Source organism: Streptomyces sp. NPDC033229 (assembly GCF_055576875.1).
This window is the reverse complement of the sequence record NZ_JBVIQR010000004.1, coordinates 155753-175811: the sequence shown is the minus strand read 5'-3', so window position 1 is coordinate 175811 and position 20059 is coordinate 155753. Positions and strand designations below refer to the sequence as shown.

26 protein-coding genes and 1 pseudogene are annotated in these 20059 nt (G+C 69.4%); 12 read left to right on the top strand and 15 right to left on the bottom strand.

What is annotated here, in order from left to right; all coding sequences use genetic code 11:
* Positions 1 to 36: 36 nt before the first annotated feature.
* From ACZ53N_RS05760 to ACZ53N_RS05745, 4 genes are all read right to left on the bottom strand, one after another.
* On the bottom strand, positions 37 to 633 hold the full coding sequence (locus ACZ53N_RS05760; protein WP_469139693.1) for a PadR family transcriptional regulator: 597 nt from the start codon (positions 631 to 633) through the stop codon (positions 37 to 39).
* A gap of 92 nt (positions 634 to 725) precedes the next feature.
* The gene (locus ACZ53N_RS05755) at positions 726 to 1277 is read right to left on the bottom strand and encodes a DinB family protein (RefSeq protein WP_469139692.1); all 552 of its coding nucleotides are present in this window, start codon (positions 1275 to 1277) and stop codon (positions 726 to 728) included.
* Between the two features lie 139 nt (positions 1278 to 1416).
* Positions 1417 to 2874, bottom strand: a complete 1458-nt coding sequence (locus ACZ53N_RS05750; RefSeq protein ID WP_469139691.1) for an aldehyde dehydrogenase family protein — start codon at positions 2872 to 2874, stop codon at positions 1417 to 1419.
* A gap of 83 nt (positions 2875 to 2957) precedes the next feature.
* Entirely contained in the window at positions 2958 to 3821 is an 864-nt protein-coding gene (locus ACZ53N_RS05745; RefSeq protein WP_469139690.1) for a helix-turn-helix domain-containing protein, read from the bottom strand.
* Between the two features lie 310 nt (positions 3822 to 4131).
* Between ACZ53N_RS05745 and ACZ53N_RS05740 the strand changes: the two genes are divergently transcribed.
* Positions 4132 to 4620 carry an ATP-binding protein gene (locus ACZ53N_RS05740; protein ID WP_469139689.1) on the top strand — a complete coding sequence of 163 codons (489 nt, stop codon included), beginning with the start codon at positions 4132 to 4134 and terminating at the stop codon, positions 4618 to 4620.
* Positions 4621 to 4667: 47 nt separating this feature from the next.
* On the opposite strand, the gene ACZ53N_RS05735 is transcribed toward ACZ53N_RS05740, so the two are convergent.
* The 5 genes from ACZ53N_RS05735 to rpmG all read right to left on the bottom strand — a co-directional run bounded on the left by ACZ53N_RS05735 (position 4668) and on the right by rpmG (position 7134).
* A complete protein-coding gene (locus tag ACZ53N_RS05735; protein ID WP_469139688.1) occupies positions 4668 to 4907 on the bottom strand; it encodes a DUF397 domain-containing protein in 240 nt (79 codons plus the stop codon).
* 129 nt (positions 4908 to 5036) lie between these two features.
* The gene (gene rpsR / locus ACZ53N_RS05730) at positions 5037 to 5285 is read right to left on the bottom strand and encodes a 30S ribosomal protein S18 (protein ID WP_469139687.1); all 249 of its coding nucleotides are present in this window, start codon (positions 5283 to 5285) and stop codon (positions 5037 to 5039) included.
* Between the two features lie 207 nt (positions 5286 to 5492).
* Positions 5493 to 6710 carry a GTP-binding protein gene (locus ACZ53N_RS05725; RefSeq protein ID WP_469139686.1) on the bottom strand — a complete coding sequence of 406 codons (1218 nt, stop codon included), beginning with the start codon at positions 6708 to 6710 and terminating at the stop codon, positions 5493 to 5495.
* On the bottom strand, positions 6707 to 6964 hold the full coding sequence (locus tag ACZ53N_RS05720; RefSeq protein ID WP_130878324.1) for a type B 50S ribosomal protein L31: 258 nt from the start codon (positions 6962 to 6964) through the stop codon (positions 6707 to 6709). The genes ACZ53N_RS05725 and ACZ53N_RS05720 overlap by 4 nt, the downstream gene beginning before the upstream one ends.
* 5 nt (positions 6965 to 6969) lie before the next feature.
* On the bottom strand, positions 6970 to 7134 hold the full coding sequence (gene rpmG / locus ACZ53N_RS05715; RefSeq protein WP_130878325.1) for a 50S ribosomal protein L33: 165 nt from the start codon (positions 7132 to 7134) through the stop codon (positions 6970 to 6972).
* 75 nt (positions 7135 to 7209) lie between these two features.
* On the opposite strand from rpmG, the gene rpmB reads away from it, so the two are divergent.
* Both rpmB and rpsN read left to right on the top strand, forming a co-directional pair.
* Positions 7210 to 7446 carry a 50S ribosomal protein L28 gene (gene rpmB, locus ACZ53N_RS05710; RefSeq protein ID WP_184739194.1) on the top strand — a complete coding sequence of 79 codons (237 nt, stop codon included), beginning with the start codon at positions 7210 to 7212 and terminating at the stop codon, positions 7444 to 7446.
* Complete coding sequence (gene rpsN, locus ACZ53N_RS05705) at positions 7446 to 7751, top strand: 30S ribosomal protein S14 (RefSeq protein ID WP_130878327.1); 306 nt, start codon at positions 7446 to 7448, stop codon at positions 7749 to 7751. The genes rpmB and rpsN overlap by 1 nt, the downstream gene beginning before the upstream one ends.
* Positions 7752 to 7937: 186 nt before the next feature.
* Here the strand turns inward: rpsN and ACZ53N_RS05700 are convergent, their stop codons facing one another.
* Complete coding sequence (locus tag ACZ53N_RS05700; protein WP_469139685.1) at positions 7938 to 8156, bottom strand: DUF1203 domain-containing protein; 219 nt, start codon at positions 8154 to 8156, stop codon at positions 7938 to 7940.
* Between ACZ53N_RS05700 and ACZ53N_RS05695 the strand changes: the two are divergent.
* From ACZ53N_RS05695 to ACZ53N_RS05685, 3 genes and pseudogenes are all read left to right on the top strand, one after another.
* Positions 8117 to 8860: pseudogene (locus ACZ53N_RS05695) on the top strand (DNA polymerase); the annotation flags it as partial. The gene ACZ53N_RS05700 and the pseudogene ACZ53N_RS05695 sit on opposite strands and share 40 nt — an antisense overlap.
* 286 nt (positions 8861 to 9146) lie before the next feature.
* Complete coding sequence (locus tag ACZ53N_RS05690) at positions 9147 to 10181, top strand: rod shape-determining protein (protein ID WP_469139684.1); 1035 nt, start codon at positions 9147 to 9149, stop codon at positions 10179 to 10181.
* Between the two features lie 194 nt (positions 10182 to 10375).
* The gene (locus ACZ53N_RS05685; protein ID WP_184739182.1) at positions 10376 to 10831 is read left to right on the top strand and encodes a tellurite resistance TerB family protein; all 456 of its coding nucleotides are present in this window, start codon (positions 10376 to 10378) and stop codon (positions 10829 to 10831) included.
* Positions 10832 to 10982: 151 nt separating this feature from the next.
* On the opposite strand, the gene ACZ53N_RS05680 is transcribed toward ACZ53N_RS05685, so the two are convergent.
* Positions 10983 to 12080: a type III polyketide synthase gene (locus tag ACZ53N_RS05680; protein ID WP_469139683.1), complete on the bottom strand. Its 1098-nt coding sequence runs from the start codon at positions 12078 to 12080 to the stop codon at positions 10983 to 10985.
* A gap of 445 nt (positions 12081 to 12525) precedes the next feature.
* Complete coding sequence (locus tag ACZ53N_RS05675) at positions 12526 to 13563, bottom strand: winged helix DNA-binding domain-containing protein (RefSeq protein ID WP_469139682.1); 1038 nt, start codon at positions 13561 to 13563, stop codon at positions 12526 to 12528.
* A 133-nt stretch (positions 13564 to 13696) separates the two neighbouring features.
* Between ACZ53N_RS05675 and ACZ53N_RS05670 the strand changes: the two genes are divergently transcribed.
* Positions 13697 to 14581, top strand: coding sequence for an SAM-dependent methyltransferase (locus ACZ53N_RS05670; RefSeq protein WP_469139681.1), 885 nt, complete (start codon positions 13697 to 13699; stop codon positions 14579 to 14581).
* A 227-nt stretch (positions 14582 to 14808) separates the two neighbouring features.
* Entirely contained in the window at positions 14809 to 15339 is a 531-nt protein-coding gene (locus ACZ53N_RS05665; RefSeq protein ID WP_469139680.1) for a hypothetical protein, read from the top strand.
* Between the two features lie 46 nt (positions 15340 to 15385).
* Here ACZ53N_RS05665 and ACZ53N_RS05660 read toward each other — a convergent pair whose 3' ends face one another.
* The 3 genes from ACZ53N_RS05660 to ACZ53N_RS05650 form a co-directional block, all read right to left on the bottom strand.
* Complete coding sequence (locus ACZ53N_RS05660) at positions 15386 to 15904, bottom strand: GNAT family N-acetyltransferase (protein ID WP_469139679.1); 519 nt, start codon at positions 15902 to 15904, stop codon at positions 15386 to 15388.
* Positions 15905 to 16067: 163 nt separating this feature from the next.
* On the bottom strand, positions 16068 to 16538 hold the full coding sequence (locus tag ACZ53N_RS05655; protein ID WP_469139678.1) for an NUDIX domain-containing protein: 471 nt from the start codon (positions 16536 to 16538) through the stop codon (positions 16068 to 16070).
* Complete coding sequence (locus tag ACZ53N_RS05650) at positions 16525 to 17283, bottom strand: helix-turn-helix domain-containing protein (protein ID WP_469139677.1); 759 nt, start codon at positions 17281 to 17283, stop codon at positions 16525 to 16527. The genes ACZ53N_RS05655 and ACZ53N_RS05650 overlap by 14 nt, the downstream gene beginning before the upstream one ends.
* A 117-nt stretch (positions 17284 to 17400) precedes the next feature.
* On the opposite strand from ACZ53N_RS05650, the gene ACZ53N_RS05645 reads away from it, so the two are divergent.
* From ACZ53N_RS05645 to ACZ53N_RS05630, 4 genes are all read left to right on the top strand, one after another.
* A complete protein-coding gene (locus ACZ53N_RS05645; RefSeq protein ID WP_469139676.1) occupies positions 17401 to 17955 on the top strand; it encodes an ATP-binding protein in 555 nt (184 codons plus the stop codon).
* 48 nt (positions 17956 to 18003) lie between these two features.
* Positions 18004 to 18204, top strand: coding sequence for a hypothetical protein (locus ACZ53N_RS05640; RefSeq protein WP_469139675.1), 201 nt, complete (start codon positions 18004 to 18006; stop codon positions 18202 to 18204).
* 281 nt (positions 18205 to 18485) lie between these two features.
* A complete protein-coding gene (locus ACZ53N_RS05635; protein ID WP_469139674.1) occupies positions 18486 to 19397 on the top strand; it encodes a hypothetical protein in 912 nt (303 codons plus the stop codon).
* Between the two features lie 59 nt (positions 19398 to 19456).
* Entirely contained in the window at positions 19457 to 20041 is a 585-nt protein-coding gene (locus ACZ53N_RS05630; RefSeq protein WP_469139822.1) for a Uma2 family endonuclease, read from the top strand.
* Positions 20042 to 20059 lie beyond the last annotated feature (18 nt).

The window sequence follows — 20059 nt, the reverse complement described above, 5'->3', positions numbered from 1 at the left end:
CCCCCGTCGGCGCTCAGCGCGCTCCCGGCCGCCGGATCACTGCTCGTCGCTGGTGACGATGCCCTTCCACTGATCGCCCTCGTCCGCCATGACGTAGGCCCCGCCCTCCAGGCGCTCGATCAGCCCGCGGGTCCACTGCGCCCCGCTCTGCGCGGTGTGCACCCACATGCCCATGATCTCGCCGATGTGGCCCCAGTCCTCGCCCACGTCCGGGGTCCAGTGCCGGCCGATCTCGGATCGCCACTCCTCCAGCGACTCCACCCGCTGCTTCAGCAGCGCGATGGCCTCGGCGCGCGGCAGGTCGACGATGAATCCGACGCCCGCACTGAGGACGTCGACCTTCTGGTCGTAGGAGGAGAGGGCCTCACGCAGCAGCGTGAAGTACTCCTCCTCGCCCTTGCCCGTCAGCTCGTACTCCGTCCGCGGGGGCCCGCCGGCCTCGCTCGGGGCGACGTCGTGCGCGATCAACAGTCCTTGCTTGGCCATCTGCTTGAGCGCGTGGTAGATCGATCCGGGCTTGGCGTTGGACCACTCGTGCGCGCCCCAGAACTCCAGGTCGTTGCGCACCTGATAGCCGTGGGCGCGCCCGTGCTGGCGCACCGCTCCCAGCACCAACAGCCGGATCGCCGACATCGTCTTTCCTCATTCCACCTGGTCGTGCCCGTACCGGGGCACACCTGCGGGGCCCTGGAGCCAGCCTAGGCGGAACGGGCCCCCCGCCCGGCTCAGCCCTGGCCCGCCGCCCCCTGCGCCTCGGCCACCAGCTCGAAGGCGGTCTTGCCGTCGAGGGACTCACGGATCACGTCCGCGTGGCCCGCGTGCCTGCCGAGCTCCTCCACCAGGTGGAGCAGCATCCAGCGCAGCGACACCCGCGACGACGGCGGGAACCACGGGGCGTCCGGCAGCGGGAAGGTTTGCTCCAGGCTGTCGGCAGAACGGATGAAACGCTCGGTCTCCTCGGCGACCCTGTCCCAGTAGGCGAGCGTTCCCGCGACGCTCTCGCCCTCGGTCAGCCGGAAACTGTCCGACCAGGTCGACTGGTCCCGCTCGATCTCGGGCGGCAACTGCTGGGCCATCCGCACCCAGTTGCTCTCGACCTCGGCGACGTGCTTCAGCAGACCGCCGAGCGACAGCTCGCTCGCGCTGGGCTTGACCGCCGCCTGCTCCTCGCTCAGGCCGAGGACTGCCCGGCGCAGACCGCCGCGCTGGGCCTCCACGAACGCCAGCAGGGTGCCGCGCTCGTCGGAGGGGTCCTTCTCGATCACGTGCGTAACCATGGGGTCCTGCCTTTCGGGCCGTTGTCTCGCGCCGCTCTCTCGCGATGCCTCAAAAGTAGGACCCCATGCGGTCAACTTCTGTCCTCAACCCGCATTAGTCCGAAAACGGTGCTCCAGGCGGCCGCGCGGATCGGGACGGTCAGAACGGGAATCTGCTGCGCCCGTGCTGGACCGAGATCCACTTGGTGGTGGTGAAGGCGTCGACCACCGCCTCGCCGTTCAGCCGCCCCACACCCGAGTGCTTCTCGCCGCCGAAGGGCACGATCGGCTCGTCGTGGACGGTGCCGTCGTTGACGTGGACCATGCCGCTGTCGATGCGCTTGGCCACCCGCACCCCCCGCTCGATGTCGGCGGTGTGCACGGCGCCGCTCAGCCCGTACGGGGTGTCGTTGGCGATCCGTACCGCCTCCTCCTCGCCGTCGAACGGGATGATCAGCACGACCGGGCCGAAGATCTCCTGCCCCAGGACCGGGGAGTCGGCCGCGAGGCCGGTCAGCACCGACGGCCCGACGAGCGTGCCGTCGGACGCGCCGTGCAACAGGGCGGTGGCCCCGTCGGCGATGGTCTGTTCCACGAGCGTGGTGATGCTCTCGGCCTGGCCGGCGTTGATCAGCGGGCCGATGTGGGTGGCCGGGTCGGCGGGGTCGCCGACCTTGAGGGTCCTGACCTTGGCGACGAACTTCTCGGTGAACTCGGCCTCGACCGATCGGTCCACGAGCACCCGGTTGGCGGCCATGCAGACCTGCCCCTGGTGGATGAAGCGGCTGAAGACGGCCGCGTCGACGGCGTAGTCGAGATCGGCGTCGTCGAGGACGATCAGTGCGCTGTTGCCGCCGAGTTCGAGGATCGTGCGCTTGAAGTGCGAGGCGGCGACGGTGGCGACGTGGCGGCCGACCCGGTCGGATCCGGTGAAGGAGATGACCTTCGGCACGGGGTGCTCGATGAGCGCGTCACCGATCTCGGCGATGTCGGTGACGACCACGTTGAGCAGACCGGGCGGCAGCCCGGCCTCCTCGAAGACCTTGGCGACCAGTCCGCCGCCGCATATGGGGGTGTTCTGGTGCGGCTTGAGGACGACGGCGTTGCCGAGCGCGAGCGCCGGGGCGACGGACTTGATCGACAGTAAGAAGGGGAAGTTGAACGGGCTGATCACCCCGACCACGCCGACCGGCACCCGGTAGAGACGGTTCTCCTTGGTGTCGTCCGGCGATGGCAGGACGCGCCCCTCGGGCAGCAGCGCGAGGTGCAGCGACTCTCGCAGGAACTCCCGGACCAACCGCAGCTCGAAGGCCACCTTGACGGCCGTGCCGCCGACCTCCGCCGTGATCGCCTCGGTCAGCGCCTCCTCGCGCTCGTCGATGATCCGCAGCGCCCGCTCGAAGACGAGCCGGCGGCTGTACGGATTGGTGGCCGCCCAGGCGGGCTGGGCGCGCTCGGCGGCGCGGTACGCCTGGTCGATCTCGGCCACACTGGCGACGGCGATGGAGGCGAGCTTCTCGCCGTCGTACGGATTGAAGTCGACGATGTCCCAGGAGCCGCTGCCGGCCCGCCACTCGCCGTCGATGTACTGGAACGCCAACTCGTCGAAGTAGGACATGCGCCATCCTGTCTGCGGACCGGGGCGCCCGTGACGCCCAATCGAGGTGCGGACTCCTGATGGAACGTCATCGTACTGATGTGTCAGACGAGTTGTAGGAGCCGCCTCAAGAGGTCCCTGCTGCGGGAGGGGGAGAGGCTGTCGTCGTGCAGCCGCTCCATCACCCGTCCGTACTGCGCCACTTCCTCGGCCTTGTCGACATAGAGCGCGCTGGTGAGCTGCTCCAGGTACACCACGTCCGACAGGTCCGACTCGGGGAAGCGCAGCATGGTGAAGGCGCCGCTCTCCCCCGCGTGCCCGCCGTGCGCGAAGGGCATCACCTGGAGCGTGACGTTGGCCTGCTCGGATATGTCGATGAGGTGCTGGAGCTGCTCGCGCATGACCTCCGGACCGCCGTACGGGCGGTGCAGCGCCGCCTCGTCCAGCACGGCGTGGAAGACGGGGGCGCGCTCGGAGAAGAGGAGCTTCTGGCGCTCCATGCGCAGCGAGACGCGGCGCTCGACCTCCGCCGCGTGGGCCTCGGGCTGGCCGCGCACGACGACGGCGTGGGCGTAGCCCTCGGTCTGGAGCAGGCCGTGCACGAACTGCACCTCGTAGATCCCTATGTACGAGGCGGCGCCCTCCAGCCCGACGTACGTCTGGAACCAGCCGGGGAGCACATCGCCGTAGCTGTGCCACCACCCGGCGACGTTGGCCTCGCGGGCCAGGCCCAGCAGGGCCTCGCGCTCCGCGTCGTCCGTGACCCCGTAGAGCGTGAGGAGGTCCTCCACGTCACGCGCCTTGAAGCTCACCCGGCCCAGCTCCATACGGCTGATCTTCGACTCGGACGCACGGATCGAGTACCCGGCTGCCTCGCGCGTGATGCCACGCGACTCGCGCAGCCTCCTGAGCTGTGAGCCCAGGAGTATGCGGCGCACCACGGAACCGCTCGACTCGCTCGTGGTCATCTCTGCGACCCTTCCTGTCCCGGCCTGAGGTTTCCGCACCCTTCTGAGGGCGACCCCCGTTCCCCCGGCGCCGAAGTCTGCCACTTCCAGGCTTCGTTGAGTGCCCATCCGGTTACCGAGACCGGTCTCGTACCGGAGTCGGCCAGTACACATCGCCTGGAGGGCGCAGGAAAATTGGGCACCAAACCCCCTGTGCGCCCCCAAATCCCCCGCGTGCACGTGCATCTGCCCTTGCATCCGCCATGCGCATTGGGAACGATGGGCCTCGCACACGTGCACGTCACGTCCACGAATGCCAGGAGTGCCTCGGATGGGTACCGAAGGATCGACTGTGCTCTCTCCGCTGTGGCGAGGGCTTCCCGCGATCGACTCATCCGCCGTCTCCAATTCGGCGTCCTGTGCGCTGCCACCACGGTTCGAAGCGGTCAGAACGGCTCGGAAGTTCACCAGGACCACGCTGCACCAGTGGGACCTGCACGGACTGTTCGACGATGTCGCTCTGGTCGTCTCGGAGTTGGTGACCAACTCCATGCGTTACGCCCTGCCGGACGACCGTGGTCACGGGGGGTACGAACCGCCGGTGCGGCTGCATCTGATGCGCTGGACGTCACGGCTGGTGTGCGCGGTGCGCGATCCGAGCGAGGAGAGCCCGGTCGCGAGCCAGGCCGAGGCCGCCGACGAGCGCGGCCGGGGTCTGTTCCTGGTGGAGTCCTTCAGCGACGGCTGGGGCTGGCACCCATTGGCCGGCGCCCTGCACGGCAAGGTCGTGTGGGCGCTGTTCCGCCTGCCACGCGACTGACGCGTGCGGCCGTCCCCGACGGGGGGCGCGGTCGTACACGAGGGGCGTCAGTCGCGTGCCAGGTGGTCGAATTCGCCGTCCTTGGCACCCAGCAGCATGGCCTCGATCTCGGCCGGCGTATAGACGAGCGCGGGGCCGTCCGGGAAGCGGGAGTTCCGCATGGCGATCCCGCCCTCCGGCAGCTTCGCGAACTCCACGCACGAGCCCTGGGAGTTGGAATGCCGGCTCTTCTGCCAGACGACATCTTCGATGTCCGATGCGGCCATGCCGTTGTACGCCTGGGGCACTGGACTCTCCCGGAGAGTTGCAGGGGCATCCCCGGCCGCGGATTCGGGGATGACAACTGCTCCGGATCATAGCTGCGTTCATGTGCTTCTGCATGAGCCGATGCACGTGCACGCAGGGTGTTCTCACCGCTACTTCGCGGCAGAGGAAGAGGAATACGGCAGCAGGGCCATCTCACGGGCGTTTTTGATCGCACGGGACAGCTGCCGCTGCTGCTGTGCGGTGACACGGCTCACGCGCCGACTACGGATCTTCCCGCGGTCCGAAATGAACTTCCGCAGCAGATCGATGTCCTTGTAGTCGATGTACGTGATTCCCGCGGCGTCCAGGGGATTCGGCCGGGGCTTGAGATTCTTGCGGTGCTCGGGACGGCGCGCCATGGGCGTTGTCCTTTCTCGGGCTTCGGGAATTGGTGGGGCCGGGGCGAAGGGGGAAGGGAAAGGCGCCGCTCGGCGGCTCGGATCGGTGGACGGAGTGGACGGATCAGTGGACGGGATCAGCGGACCGGACCCGTAGGTCGAACCAGCAGGCCGGGCCAGCAAGCCGGACCCGTAGGTCGAACCCGTAGATCGAACCCGTAGCCCGAATCAGCCGACCGGATCGAGGAGTTCGTCGAAAGCGCGCGACAGCCGTCGCCACTCCTCCGGTCCCGCCTCGTATTCCGCGTCCGTGAGCAGGCACGACTCCAGCAGGGACGTCAGCCCGTCGGTGTCGAGCCCCGGCGAGGTGAAGGTGAGGTACTGGGTACGGTCACCGTGCTCGGGGTGCCAGTCCAGCGAGGCGGCCACCCGGCGGGTCGCGGGCACCATCTCCCAGGCGGCGTCCGGCAGTGCGGCGAGCCACGGCCCGACGTCCTCCACCAGCAGCGCACCGCCCGCCGCCTCCCACGACAGCAGCGTGTCGGGCCGGTCGGCGAGCCAGAACCGCCCCCGGCTGCGGGCCGCGGCGCAGCTCAGGTCCTCCAGCGCCGCGTACAGCCGCCCGGGGTGGAAGGGCCTGCGCCGCTGCCATACGAGCGTGGCGACCCCGTCCGTGTCGGCGGTCTGCGGCAGCAGCGCGCACGCCGGGTGCTGCCGGGCGGCGGCGGCCTCCACGTCGAAGCCGGCGACAGCGGCGGCCCCCAGCTCCACCGACTCGATCCGAATGTGCCGGGCGGCCGGGGCGAGTTGGGCGAGCAGCGCGAAGTCGGCGGCGTCGGCAGGGCCGACGTCCTCCCCTTCCGTCACCCGGTTCGCGTCGGCGGCGGGAGTCACCGGCTCCCCCTCGCCGTCCTCCGTCAGCGCGAGCACGGAGACGTATTCCAGCTGACGCGCGAAGGTGTCGGCCACCGTGCGCTGGTCGCTCGCCGCGGCCGCGAGCCCGAACTCGGCGAGGTCGTCACCGCAGCCCAGGTAGGGCAGGACGAGGGCGGGGTCGACGGCCGTGAACACTCCGGTCAGCCGGACGTCGTCGCCACCACAGGCCACGACGACCTCGGCCATGGCCCTGGGCTCGACGGAGTCCCACAGCTCGACGACGGCGAGTCGGCAGTCCCCGGCGCGGGCGAGCCGCTCCAGCTCCGGCATCAGGTCCTCGCGCAGGGCACAGCACGCGCAGTCGTTGACCAGCGGTGTCTCGCCCTCGTCCCGGATTCCGGAGCCGTCCCTGACCGTGCGGCGGACCGTCCCCTCCGCGGCCGTCGCCAGGTCGTGGTGGAGCGCGACACTGCCCGGCGCGGTGCGCAGGAGCCGGTCGACGGTGGCCCGCCGGGCGTCGGCGTGCAGTCCGCCGACCAGCACCACGGGCAACGGATGCGGCGCGGTCATCGGCGGCCCTCGCGCTTGCCGTAGCGCCGCTCGAAGCGCTCCACGCGGCCGGCGGTGTCCATCACCCGGGCGGTGCCGGTGTAGAAGGGGTGGCTCGCCGAGGAGATCTCGACGTCGATGACGGGATAGGTGTTGCCGTCCTCCCACTCGACCGTCTTGTCGCTGGTGGCGGTGGAACGGGTGAGGAAGGCGTAGTTCGCGGCCCGGTCGCGGAAGACGACGGGCCCGTAGGCGGGGTGGATTCCGGGCTTCATGGCGCTCAGCGCTCCTCTCGGAAGGTGACGTGACGGCCGACGACCGGGTCGTACTTCCGCAGTTCCAGGCGGTCGGGGTCATTACGGCGGTTCTTGCGGGTGACGTAGGTGAAACCGGTCCCGGCGGTGGACCGGAGCTTGATGACGGGGCGTAGCTCGTTGCGGGCCATACGGGCTACTATGCAGAAATGGTTTCCATTTTCATTAGGCTCGGAGGAGCCGCCCGAGGACCGGAGGTCTGACCCATGTCCGCCCACTGCCAACTCACCGGCCGCAAGCCCGGCTTCGGCAACTCCATCTCCCACTCGCACCGGCGCACCGGCCGCCGCTTCGACCCCAACATCCAGCGCAAGCGCTACTGGCTGGCGAGCGAGGGCCGCCATGTGCGGCTCACGCTGAGCGCGAAGGGCCTCAAGACCGTCGACGTGATCGGCATCGAGGCCGCCGTCGCCCGCATCCGTGCCCGTGGGGGTCGTGTCTGATGGCGAAGAAGAGCAAGATCGCGAAGAACGAACAGCGCCGTCTGACGGTCGCCCGCTACGCGGCCCGCCGAGCCCTGCTCAAGACGGTCATCCGCAATCCGCACACGCCGGAGGAGGAACGGCTGGCGGCCCAGGGCGAGCTGCGGCGCCAGCCGCGCGACGCGAGTGCCACGCGCGTACGGAACAGGGACTCGGTTGACGGACGCCCGCGCGGATACCTGCGCACGTTCGGGCTGTCCCGGGTGAATCTGCGCGAGCAGGCACACGCGGGGTACCTGCCGGGAGTGCGCAAGTCGAGCTGGTAGGGGTCGCACTTACGGCCTGCGGCCGCGTCCTCAAAACGCCGGACGGGCTTGATTCGGGGCTGAGCTCAGCCCCTTCCAGGCCGTTGGTTCGGGCCGAGCTCAGCCCATTCCAGCCCGTCCGGCGATTGAGGACACCGCCGCGCAGCGGTGGTGCGGACGACACGACGGACGGCGGACGGCATCCTGTCATCCGGTCCGCCGGTCAAGGCCACGGCGGATCTCCACCATGAAGCACCCGAACTCCACCGCACGGACGTGCACCAGGGCCACCTCCGGATCCGCCAGGACATCGCGGAGGATCCCGTCCACCTCCGCCGCCCGCTCCTGGGGGAGCTCGACCAGCGTCCCGCCGAGGATGCGGCCGTCCCGGTCGTACGCGCGCAGCACCCGGCGCGCGCCGTGCATCCCGAGTCGTCGTCGCCGACGCCGATCAGATGGAGCCTCGGATCCTGGCCGCCGTCTCCCGCGACCCGGGGCTGATGGAGGTGGCGGCCGACGAGCGGGATCTGTACGCCGCCCTGTCCGACCGGGCGTTCTCCGGTGACCGCGAGCGGGCCAAGCTCGCGCTGCTCGGCGCGGTCTACGGCCAGACCTCGGGCGATGGCCTCAAGCACCTCGCCGACCTGCGCCGCCGCTTCCCCGCCGCCGTCGCGTACGTCGACGACGCGGCGAGGGCGGGCGAGGCGGGCCGGCTCGTACGGACCTGGCTCGGCCGCACCTGCCCGCCGGCCTCGTCGGCCGTGCCCGAGGAGGCCGGCCTTCCCCAGGAGGCCGCCGAGCCGGAGGAGGGCAGCGGATACGGCAGCACCCCGGCCAGCCGCGCCCGAGGCCGCTTCACACGCAATTTCGTCGTCCAGGGCAGCGCCGCCGACTGGGCGCTCGCCCTGCTCGCCGCGCTCCGCCAGGAGCTCACGGACCTCCGCGCCGAACTGGTGTTCTTCCAGCACGACGAGGTCATCGTGCACTGCCCCGAGGAGGAGGCGGAGGCCGTCACCGCGGCCATCCGCACCGCCTCGGACCGCGCCGGGGACGTCGTCTTCGACGGCACCCCGGTCCGCTTCCCCTTCACCACGGCGGTCGTGGAGTGCTATGCGGATGCGAAGGGGTAGGCGCGTCTTTGCCGCCTGCGGCGGCGGGCGCCCTGCGGGCGCGTCCTCAATCGCCGGACGGGCTGAAATCAGCCCGTCCGGCGATTGAGGACACAGCACAGCAGCCCGTCCGGCGATTGAGGACACAGCCACCCGATCGGACCACGCCAATCCCCTGGCCCTGACAGGCCGTCACCCCATGCGGCGCATCCCAACGGGCGCTTCCGCGCCATGCCGCGCACGATGACGGCAGAGGCCGCCGCGCGCGGCGGCACGCAATCCGTCGGCCCCTTGGGGAGGACCTGCCATGACGCTCGGCCTTGAGCAGCTGCGCCGCTGCAACGTCGCCGTCGACCTCGGTGCGGCCAGAACGCGCGTCTACCTCAAGGACACCGGCCTGGTCGTGGACGAGCCGAGCATCGTCGCCCTCAACACCCACACGGGCTCGCTGATCGCGGTCGGCTCCCTCGCCGACGGCATGGCGGGCCGCACCCCCAAGCACATCCGCGTCGTGCGGCCCATCTCGGGCGGCACGGTGGTCGACATCGACATGGCCCAGCGGATGCTGCGCCACCTCATGAGCCAGAAGCTGCGCAAGGCCTGGCGGCGCAGCCCCGTGCTGCGGGCCGCCGTCTGCATTCCGCACGACTCCGATCCGCTCGCGCAGCGCGCGGCCGTCGAGACGCTCACGGGGCTCGGCGCGCGCCGGGTCGAGCTGGTCGACACCCTGATCGCCGCCGCCGTCGGCTGCGGGCTGCCGGTCGAGCAGCCCGAGGCGTCGATGATCGTGGTGTGCGGGGCGGCGTCGACGCAGGTGGCGGTGTTGTCGCTGGGGTCGATCGTGGCCGCCGAGAAGGTGCTCGTGGGCGGGGACGCCATCGACTACGCGGTGGTCCAGCACGTACGCAACCAGCACGAGCTGATGCTGCCGACCCAGGGCCTGCACCCGCTGCATCTGGCGCTCCGCGCGATCCCGTCGCCGGAGAGCACGGAGGTGCGGGGCCGGGACGTGGCCACGGGGCTGTCCCGGACCGTCCGCGTGAGCACCGCCCATGTCCGCGAGGCGATCAACACCCCGCTCACCGCCGTGCTCGACGCCATCGGCCGGGTCCTGCGCGAGTGCCCGCCGGACCTGGTGGCGGACCTCGGAGTGCGGGGCCTGACGCTCGCGGGCGGCAGCGCGGTGCTGCCCGGCCTGGACTCCATGATCAGGACCGGCACCGGGATGCCCGTGGAGATCGCGAAGGACCCCGACGTGTGCGCGGTGGTCGGCTTGGGCGCGATGATGGAGGGCAAGGTCGAGCCACTGCACCTGGACCCACTGGAAGTCGACCTGTCCTGATTCCCGTCGGCCCGTCCTGACTCCGCGCCGGCCGTCCAGACTCCGCGCCGACACGTCCGGACTCCACGCCGCCCCGTCCTGAGTTGGCCGTAAATCGACGGTGCCATAAATCCAAAGCGTCCCATTGGGAACTTCTTTACCCACCGGAACAGTTCTCCCCAGTGCACCCCTATTTGTTCACGAGGAGATGGCACATGGCGCTCTGGGACCGGCTCAAGGACTCGGCCACCACGATGCAGGGCCAGCTGATGGCGAAGAAGAACGACCTCAAGAGTGGGGCGTTCCGTGACGCGAGCATGGCGATGTGCGCACTGGTGGCAGCCGCTGACGGTTCGATCGACGCGTCCGAGCGGCAGCGGGTCGCCGCGCTCATCGCCACCAACGATGTGCTGAAGAACTTCCCCGCCGACGATTTGCAGGCGCGCTTCAACGACTACTGCCAGAAGCTGACGGTCGATTTCGACTTCGGCAAGGTCAGCGTCATGCAGACCATCGGCAAGGTGCAGAAGAAGCCGGTGGAGGCGCGTGCCGTCGTCCAGATCGGCATTGTCATCGGCGGTGCCGACGGCGACTTCGACAAGACCGAGCAGGCCGTTGTCCGCGAGGTCTGCTACGCGCTCGGCATCAACCCCGCGGAGTTCGACCTCTGAGAAAACCTCAGAGAAAACCTCAGAGGAAACCTCTGAGGACTTCCCTCCCTGAGGCAATCCCTGAGGCACTCCCTGGGCAAGCCTCTGGGATACGCGTGCGCGCTGGGGGACCGGGCCGGGCCCGGTCCCCCAGCGGCCTGTGCGCCGTGACTCACACCGGGATCGTCACTGCCTCGCGCGCCGCCGGCTCCCGCTCCTTGCCCCGGTCGGACCAGGTCCCCAGGGCGATCTCGGCGGTGATGCCGGGGCCGAAGCCCGCGATGATGCCCCGGGCGTCGTGGTCGGCACCGCCGTCCTCGAAGAGCCGGTCGAGGGCATCGAAGATGACCGCGCTGGCGATATTGCCGCGCTCGGTCAGCGTGGCCCGGCTGTAGCGGAACATCTCCGGTTCCAGGCGCAGGATCTTGCACAGGTCGTCCAGGATCCGGGGCCCGCCCGCGTGCACGATGTAGAAGTCGAGCCCGGAGACGTCCCAATCGTAGGGCGCCGCCATGTCCCGCATCGCCGGGGCGAGCATGGACATCGTGCCGGGCACGCGCTTGTCGAGCAGGAAGTGGAAGCCGGTGTCCCGGACCCCGTAGGAGATCCACTCCTCGGTGTCGGGAACCAGGTGCGAGCCGTTGCACTCCAGGCTGACCCCTGTGCCGCCACGGCCGCGCACCACGGCGGCGGCGATGCCGTCCCCGAAGAGCCCGTTCGACAGCAGTGTCCCGACCGCGAGGTCCGTCGGCTGATAGCACAGCGAGCAGAACTCACAGCAGACGATCAGCACGTTCGCGTCGGGATAGGCGATGCAGAAGTCATGGGCGCGGTTGATGGCCGCCCCGCCGGCGGCACAGCCCAGCTGGGCGATGGGCAGCTGCCGGGTGTCGGTGCGGAAGTCCATGTTGTTGATGAGCCAGGCGGTCATCGACGGCATCATGAAGCCGGTGCACGACACGTACGCGATCATGTCGATGTCGCGGACATCGAGCTCGGCGTTGGCCAGCGCCCGCCGGACGACCTCGGGGACGCGCGCCTTCGCCTCCTCCTCGTAGAGGGCGTTGCGCGCGGTGAACCCCGGATGTTTCAGGGTTTCCTCGATCGGCTGTACGAGATGGCGGGTTTGCACGCCGGTGTTGCCGATGAGTCTCAGGGCGAGATCGAGCTGGGGGTGCCCCGCGTGCAGCGTGCGGGCCAACTCCAGGGTCTCGTCCCTGGTGATCACATGCTCCGGAACGGCGATGGCCGGTCTGCAGAGGGTTGCCACGGAGATCCTCCTACCAGGCGACCGGCGGGGTGAGCGTGAGCGGACGACGCCGGATCGATACGGGATTTCCACTGCACCTCCCCCACCGGCACGACCAGCCGCGGTTCAGGGGAACGGGTGAGCGGTGTGTCGCCGGCTTCCTGACAGAGCGAGCAGGGAGGGGTGCGCACGACGTCCGTAATGGTCATCGCCGTACTCCTCTCACGCCCAGGGCCCCGCCGATGGCGTGCCAGCCTATTTCTGACCATCCCGCAATGAACGCCGCGCCACACATAAGAAGGCGCAGTTCACCCGGATAGTGGATTTTTCGGCAAGGTTCGAGCAGGGAGCGCCAGATCGCCGTACGAAGTGCTGTGCGATGCGCGGCGGCGGAGGGCGACGGCGGGCAGCCGGGGCGCGCGATCCGGCGTCCCGGCCGCTCCCGGCGGAACCGTGTGCGCCCCGCCTACTCCCTCTCCAGGAACCGGTCGATGTCGGCGGCCTCCGCCGCGACCCCGTCCTCGACCCCGGCGGACAGTGCGCCGAACGGGCTGACCATCACCCCACCGCACCCCTTCGCACCACGGCTCCAGGTGCCGACGGCCCAGCCGTCGGCGACGATGGACGCACGGATCTGCCCGCCGCCGGGCCACACCTGCCGCTCGTGCGCGGCCGGCACGGACAACTCCCTGCTCCGGTACGCGGTGAGGTAGTTGTCGTACGCGGGCAGCAGCCGCACGTCGCCTGCCTCGGCCGGACCCCCGCCCTCCTCGTCGGACGTGACCGCCGCCCAGGCGCGCTTGGCCGTCGGCACCGGTAGTCCGGACCAGGTGGCGAAGTCCTGGGCCTCGGAGGGCCCGTACCCCGCTCGGTAGCGGCGGGCCAGTTCGGCGACGGCGGCCTCGCCCTCCCAGGGCTGCCGCCCGGCGGCGGGCAGCCAGGCGTCGAGCAGCGCGAAGCGGGCCTTCGCGGCCGGGCCGTCGCCCTCCGGGCCGTAACAGATCTGCCCGGTGAGCGCCGAACGGCGGATGAGGTGGAAGGCCGCCTGCCCTTGGGTGGGGACGCCGATGGTCCCGAGCCGCTCGGTGAGTTCGGCCCGGGTGAGCGGGCCGTCGGCGGCGAGCGCGAGACCGATGACGCGCTCGGCGCGGGCGCACAGCCTCGGGTCGAGGCCGAGCTCTCTCAGCCGCCGTTCCCCCGACCGGAGGAACACCGGGCCAAGGAGGTCCAGCAGCCAGCGCACATCGGAGGCGGCCACCAGGTGCAGCGTGCCGCGCATGAACCAGCCGCGCACCGCCGCCCGCTCCTCCCCCACCGCCCACCGCACGTCCCCGGCGGTCAGCCCGACGGACCGGGCCCGCACCCCGAGCGCGGCCGACGCCGGGTCCTGGGCCTGCACCCCGACGACCCGCTCCAGCACTTCGACCACGCCGCCGCAGCGGACACCACCCCCGATGGCCTGGGCTCGGGCTCGCTGCGCGCGGATGTGTCGCTGTTCTGCCACGACTCGGCAGACTAGACCGGATCGCGCGCACCCCCTACGCGCACGGCACTACGGAGGGATAGCCTCCGTTAGTGTCACGCCCTGTACCTGTGTGGATTCGCACCCGGACGACCGACCGAGCGAGGACGACAGCATGAGCAACGAGAGCACGCAGAGCAACGCGAACAACGCGGCCGCCGCGAACGCCGCGAACGCCGCCGAAGCGGCCCGTCGTTATTACGACACCGGTGACGTCGACGCCTTCTACGACGCCGTCTGGGGCGGCGAGGACATCCACACCGGCATCTACGCCCACGAGCACGAACCGGTGGCGAAAGCCTCCCGGCGCACGGTCGAGAAGGCGGCCGACAAGGTCGCCGACCGCCTGGGCCCGGACAGGACGGTGCTGGACCTGGGCTCCGGGTACGGCGGCGCGACGCGCTATCTGGCGGAGCGGTTCAGGGGCCAGGTCGTGGCACTGAACATCAGCGAGAGCCAGAACGAACGCCACCGGCGGACCAACGCCGAGCGCGGCCTCGACAACCTCATCCAGGTCGTCACCGGTTCCTTCCAGGACATCCCGTTCCCCGACGCCCACTTCGACGTCGTGTGGTCCCAGGAAGCCTTCTGCCACAGCGGCGACCGCGCAACGCTCCTCCGGGAGGCCACCCGCGTCCTCAAGCCGGGTGGCGACCTGGTGTTCACGGACATCATGGCGGCGGAGGGCACCCCTGCGGAGGCACTGCGCCCGGTCGTGGCCCGCCTGGAGGTCACCGCCCTCGCGACTTCGTCCTTCTACCGCGAGCAGCTTCGTAAACTCGGCTTGCCGGACGTCGAGTTCGATGACCGGAGCGAGCAGCTGCTCACCCACTATCTCCGCCTGACCGAAGAGACCCACCGCCGGGCGGCGCAGCTCCAGGACGTGATCAGCCCCGCCTATGTGAAGAGCCTCCTGGAAAACCTGCCCCTCTGGGTCGCCGCCTGCCGCGACAACCACCTCCGCTGGGGCATCTTCCACGCACACCGCCCGGAGTCGTGAGCGCGGGCACGGCCCCCTTATGCTCGGCGTTTGCGCTCAAAGTGGGAAGGCCGGAGGGGATCGTGCGACGCGTTCGGAGGGGGCCGCTCAGTCGCGCATGCGCGCTCGCCGTGGTGCTGATGGCGCTGGGCGGCTCGGCGGGGTGCGGTGGAGAGGGAACGGCGGCGCCAGAGACGGCGACCGGCTCCGAGGACGGTGCGCAGCGGGAGACGTTCCCTGATCCGGACGTGAGGCTCGATGCCGAGGGGTTGCGGAAGGCGCTGCCGGACCTGCGGAGCATGCCGACGGGATGGAGAACCGGAGTAGCACCGACGTCCGCTCGGGACATCCCCAAGGACCAGCGGTGCACCGAGGGCAACTCCCGCGACTGCTACACGATGTGGAGCACGGCCGTCGTGCAGTACAAGGCACCGGGCGACACCGGCAGCGTGTACGTCCACCTTGCCGCATACCCCGACCGAAAGGCGGCGGGAGCTGCGCTCAAGGGCCGAAACAAGGCCAATGCGCCCGGGAACAGAGCGGTGTCCATGCCGACGGTCGGCAACGAGAGCGTGGCCTTTTCCGAACCCCGGGCCGCCTACGCCACACCGAGTCTCACGATGACAGTGCGCATAGGCGCGGTACTTGCCGAGCTGATCTATCAGGACGAAGAGAAGCAGCCGGACAGCGCGAAGATCCTGCTCTCGGTGGCGCGGATGCAGGCGCAACGGCTGCTGGACGTCGAGCAGGGCCGGACGCCGAAGGTGCTGGCGGACTGAGCCGCCACCGTTGGGTACAGCTGGTGGCGGCCCCGTCCCGCAGGGACTAGCAGGCGGTCGGATCGGCGGCCGTGCCGACGTACCGGGCCGTTTCCGCGTCGCTGCCGACGCGCCGCAGCCCTGCCTTCTCCAGCACCCGGCCTGAGGCCGGGTTTGAGAGCTCGACGTTGGCGTACACGGTGTCCACGCCAGGGGCGGTCAGAACAAACCCCGCGAGGGCCCGGGTGGCCTCGGTGGCGTAGCCGCGACCGCGCCGGGACGGGACGACCCCGTACCCGATCTCTATGGAACGGTCACTGGGAGGCCAGAACAGACCGATGGCACCGACAACGAGCCCGGTCGCCCGCTCGATGATCTGCCGCTGGCCGTACGTCTCCCGCAGGCATTCCGGCTGCTCGGACATGAAACCGGCGATGGCACGGTCACCCTCGGCGGGGAAGTCCTCCGCCCAGTGAGCGAGCCGACGGCCGTCGAGGACGGCGGACAACTCGTCGGTGGACCAGTGCGTCAGCACGAGACGCTCGGTGGTCAGATCAGCGCCGGTCAGCGAGAAAGAAAATGACACGCGAAACTCCTGTGTGGTGTGAGGGCATGCTGATGAAGGTCGGCGCCAGCCATATTCATCAACCTCCCTCGTCACAGCAGTAGTCACGCACTCACGTGCGGTCGGAGCCTAGCAAGACGCCCAGCTCGAACCACACGGTTTTTCCGATGCCCAGGACACCGCGTCAGCCCAGGTAGGGCTGCGGACGCCGCTCCAGGAAGTGTGTGAGCCGAAGCCGCTGCGTGTGGTGCATGGGCAGCTCGGCCAGCTCTTCAGGCGGGACAAACCTGAGCTCCGTGGACTCGTCAGAGATGGCGAGCCGGCCGCCGATGACGCGGGCGGTGAAGCAGACGTTGAACTGTCGGCGCACCTCGCCGTCCGAATAGGCAATGACATGGCGCGGGTCGGTGTAGGTCCCGACGAGCCCCGTGATCTCTACGTCCAGCCCGGTCTCTTCCTTCACTTCCCGCACCGCTGTGCCCGGCAGAGAGTCGCCCATGTCCATGCCGCCGCCCGGGAGAGCCCAGAGATCGTTGTCCCGGCGGCGCTGGAGCAGGATGCGCTTGTGTTCGTCGACGACCACAGCGGAAGCGGCGACGACCATGCTGTTCGGCTCAGGCGCGTCCGGGTCGTCGTAGTACTCAGTGCGCATCACTGCCCTCTTCTCCCACCGGATTCGCTGTCGCCCACACAGCGTCGAAGCTACGGGCGTACGTGTCGAACATCCCACCCGCGCCATTGCGGCGGAGGTGCCAGACCGGAGCTCCGTAGGCGTTTACTCCCCAAACATGGGCGTTGACCATCACCTGATCATCCACGCGATAGAGGGAGTTGTAGAGGGTGGTCCCGTGGGTCCGTACGTCGATGCCGGGTACACCGACAAGCGGCCGATAGTGCATGAGGGCGAGGCGGCAGCGGGATTCGATGCCATGACCGAACTGCTCCTCATGCCCGCGCTGCTGCACGTTCGAGCAATCTGCGTCGCCCACAGCGACGCGGACTGCACAGCCTTCTGCGGCACGCCCTCGCAGGAGATCGTTAAGTCGCGGGTACGTCTCGTGTAGAAAGACGGCAGCGTACACAAGCACGTCAATCTGCTCACGGGCCTTCGAGAGCATGTCGATGAATGACGACATGGGAACGTCCGCACGCTGGTCGTAGAGGGCTACCAGCTCGGGACTGACCGCGCGTGCAGCACGCGCCTGTCGGAGCGCTGGCCATAGTGCAAACACGTCTTCACCTAACGCCTCTGCCGCCGACGTGGCTGTCACGCGACGCGGAGTACGACCGAGAGTCACCCAGCGTTCGACCGTTTTGGGGTCCACCCCAGCCTTCTCCGCGAGGGTGCTGCACGTCCAGCCTCCAGATTCCATTACGGCACGAAGTCTCTCGTTCGGCATCAGCCTTCTCCCCACAGCCCAGGACGTCGATAGGGACGTTCTACCCGGCCCAGGACGTCCCGAAGTGGGTTTCGAGGGAGGTTCCTACGTCCCATTGACCGGCACGATGCTCACCGCATGAGCGATGAACGGGCCCTCGACGTCGGCACGCTAACTCCGATCGTTACTCATATCGACGGAGCGCACACCGTCCGCCTGGAACAGTTCCGCGCGTTGACGCTCTACGCCGACTCGCCAGACACCGTTCTCGTCGCGCGCAACACGGTGCGCAGCGCGCTGAAAGACTGGGGGCTGGGCTGGCTGGCTGAGGACGCACGGCTAGTCGTCTCGGAGCTGGTTGGCAACGTGGTCCACCATGCGGTACCTGACAAGGCCCTGACTCACCAAGGTGCCCCGCGCCGGATCGATATCACGCTCGCCAAGTGGCCGAAGTGGCTGTTCCTCGGCGTAGCCGACGAAGACTCCAGCCCGCCCACCTTCCCCCGCGAGGAGCCCTTCTCACCTCAGCTCGCTCACTGCCTGCCAGAGGCAGTTCTTCCTGATTCAGGCCGTGGGCTGCTGATCATTCACCGGCTGGCGGATGCCCTGTGGTGGGCCCCGGAAGGAGGAGGCGGCAAGACGATCTTCTGCCGCTTCGACCTCGGCGACCGCTGCGCCGACGGTCCCGCCTGAACACGCTCGTTCGAGAGGCCTCGCGCCAGATGAAGAAGGGTGACAGACATGAAGTTTCGAGTGTGGTCGCAGCGGGTGGAGAGCGGTGACGTGGTGACGGTCCGGGGCCGTGAACGTGAGGTCAAGGCCGTGCGTCGGAACGGGCGGGGGGAGATCGTGCTCGTCTTCGCGGACGGCCCACACCAAGACGTCGCCGCGACGGCATCGCTTGTAGTGGAACGCAAGGAGCGCGGCTCCCTGGCGCGGTAGGCCGACGCTTGAGCGTCGGGATTCGGGGGTCGGGATCCGAGCTCCCTATCTGTGGAATGGGTGGTGGGTGATAACCCACCCACCCTCCCAACTGCCGTCCCCACACGCATGGATGACAATTTGTGACCGAGTCGCCACGGGGCGCTGTCGCCGTGTAGCGTCCCCCACAACAGACAACCCCCGCCGGTGCTAACGACACCAGACGGGGGTTTGACCAACAAGATCTGTAGGGGATCTCCTTGGCTACTGCCAACCTTATCGGTGCCCCACGCCCGCCCGCCATGGCGTCACCCGGTTACGGCAAACGTTCCGCGCCGGATCAAGCACCCCGCCGCCGCGACGACTTCGCACATTTACCCGAACGCGAAGCGTGCATCGCCTCGTACATCGACCGGCTGCCGGACGGCGCCGCCATCGACACGAAGACCCTCGCCGCCACCCTGCCCGCCTACGGCCAGCAGGCCGTACGGTCCGGGCTCAACGCCCTCTCGCACGCGGGCCACCTGCGGCGGGTGCGGGAGCAGATCGGGGAGGGGCGTACGCAGTGGGTGTTCCGTACGTACTTCTCGCGCACCCCGCGCGGTGACGCCTGGTGGGCGCGCTTCCTGGCGGGCGACGTGCCGGACGACGTACCGAGCGACGCCGTGGATTCGCCCGTAGCGGCGGCACCCCAACCACCCACCGAGGTTCACCCGGACGAGCGCCCGCGCCCCGCGCGACCGGCACCGACCACCAGGCCGCTGCGGTCGGACGCGTACGAGGCCCTCGCCGCCCTCGGCCGCACCGACGCCCGCCTGACGCTCTCGGCCGCCGAATGCGCCGCCCTGGAGGGCCTCGCGGCCCAATGGCTGGCGCGCGGGGTGACGCCGTCGGACTTCGCGCGGATCCTCACAGCCGGGCTGCCGGACGTCGTCCACTCACCGGGCGCGCTGACCCGTAAGCGGCTGATCGACAAGTTGCCGCCGGAACCGGTCCGCAGCCCACATGCGGCAGGCCAAGCCCCACCCCGTCGCCTCATGGAATGCACCGGCTGCCGCACCCCGGGCCGCCCGGAGGCCCTGCCCGGCGGCCTCTGCCGCCCGTGCCGGGGTGACCTGTCCGATGAACTGCTCGGCCCGACGGAGGCCGAGATCCACTCCAGGGTCGAGCGGCTGCGCGCGACCCTCCGCACACGCGAAAGGAGAAGGACATGACCACCATGCAGGACGCGCCGCCCGACGTCGGGGCACCATTAAGGGGAGGAGGCGACACCATGACCCCAAGCACCGCCGAGCGGCCCCAGATGCCCGTCGAGGACTTCGAAGAACTCGAACGCCTTGCGCCCAAGACCGTGAAGCTGGAATTCATCAACGGAAAGCTAGAGGTCAAGCCGGTGCCGGATCCGGTTCATGGAGAGATCATCCTGTGGCTGATCGAGCGGTGCATGCAGCAGCGGCCTGACCTCGGCCTGTATACCGACCGAGGGCTGAAGATCGAGGGCTACCGCAAGGGTCGCGCCCGCCCGGACGGCACCCTCGCACCACGACGACACTTCCTGGCACGAGGGCAAGGGGAATGGGCAGATCCCGACGGCGTCCTGATGACCCTCGAGGTCACCTCCAGCGACTCGGACACCGATCGCCGCGACCGTAGAGAGAAGCGCGACGGCTACGCCGAAGCAGGCATCCCGGTCTACCTCCTCGTCGACCGCGACCACTCCACTCTCGTCGTCTACAGCGAGCCCAAGGACGGAACGTACCTGAACCGACGGGCACACCCGTATGGCACCGTCGTAGAGCTTCCCGACCCGGTGGGAATCACTCTGGAAACTGCGGAGCTGGAAGGCTTCACCAACTGACCTGTGGTCAGGCCCGGA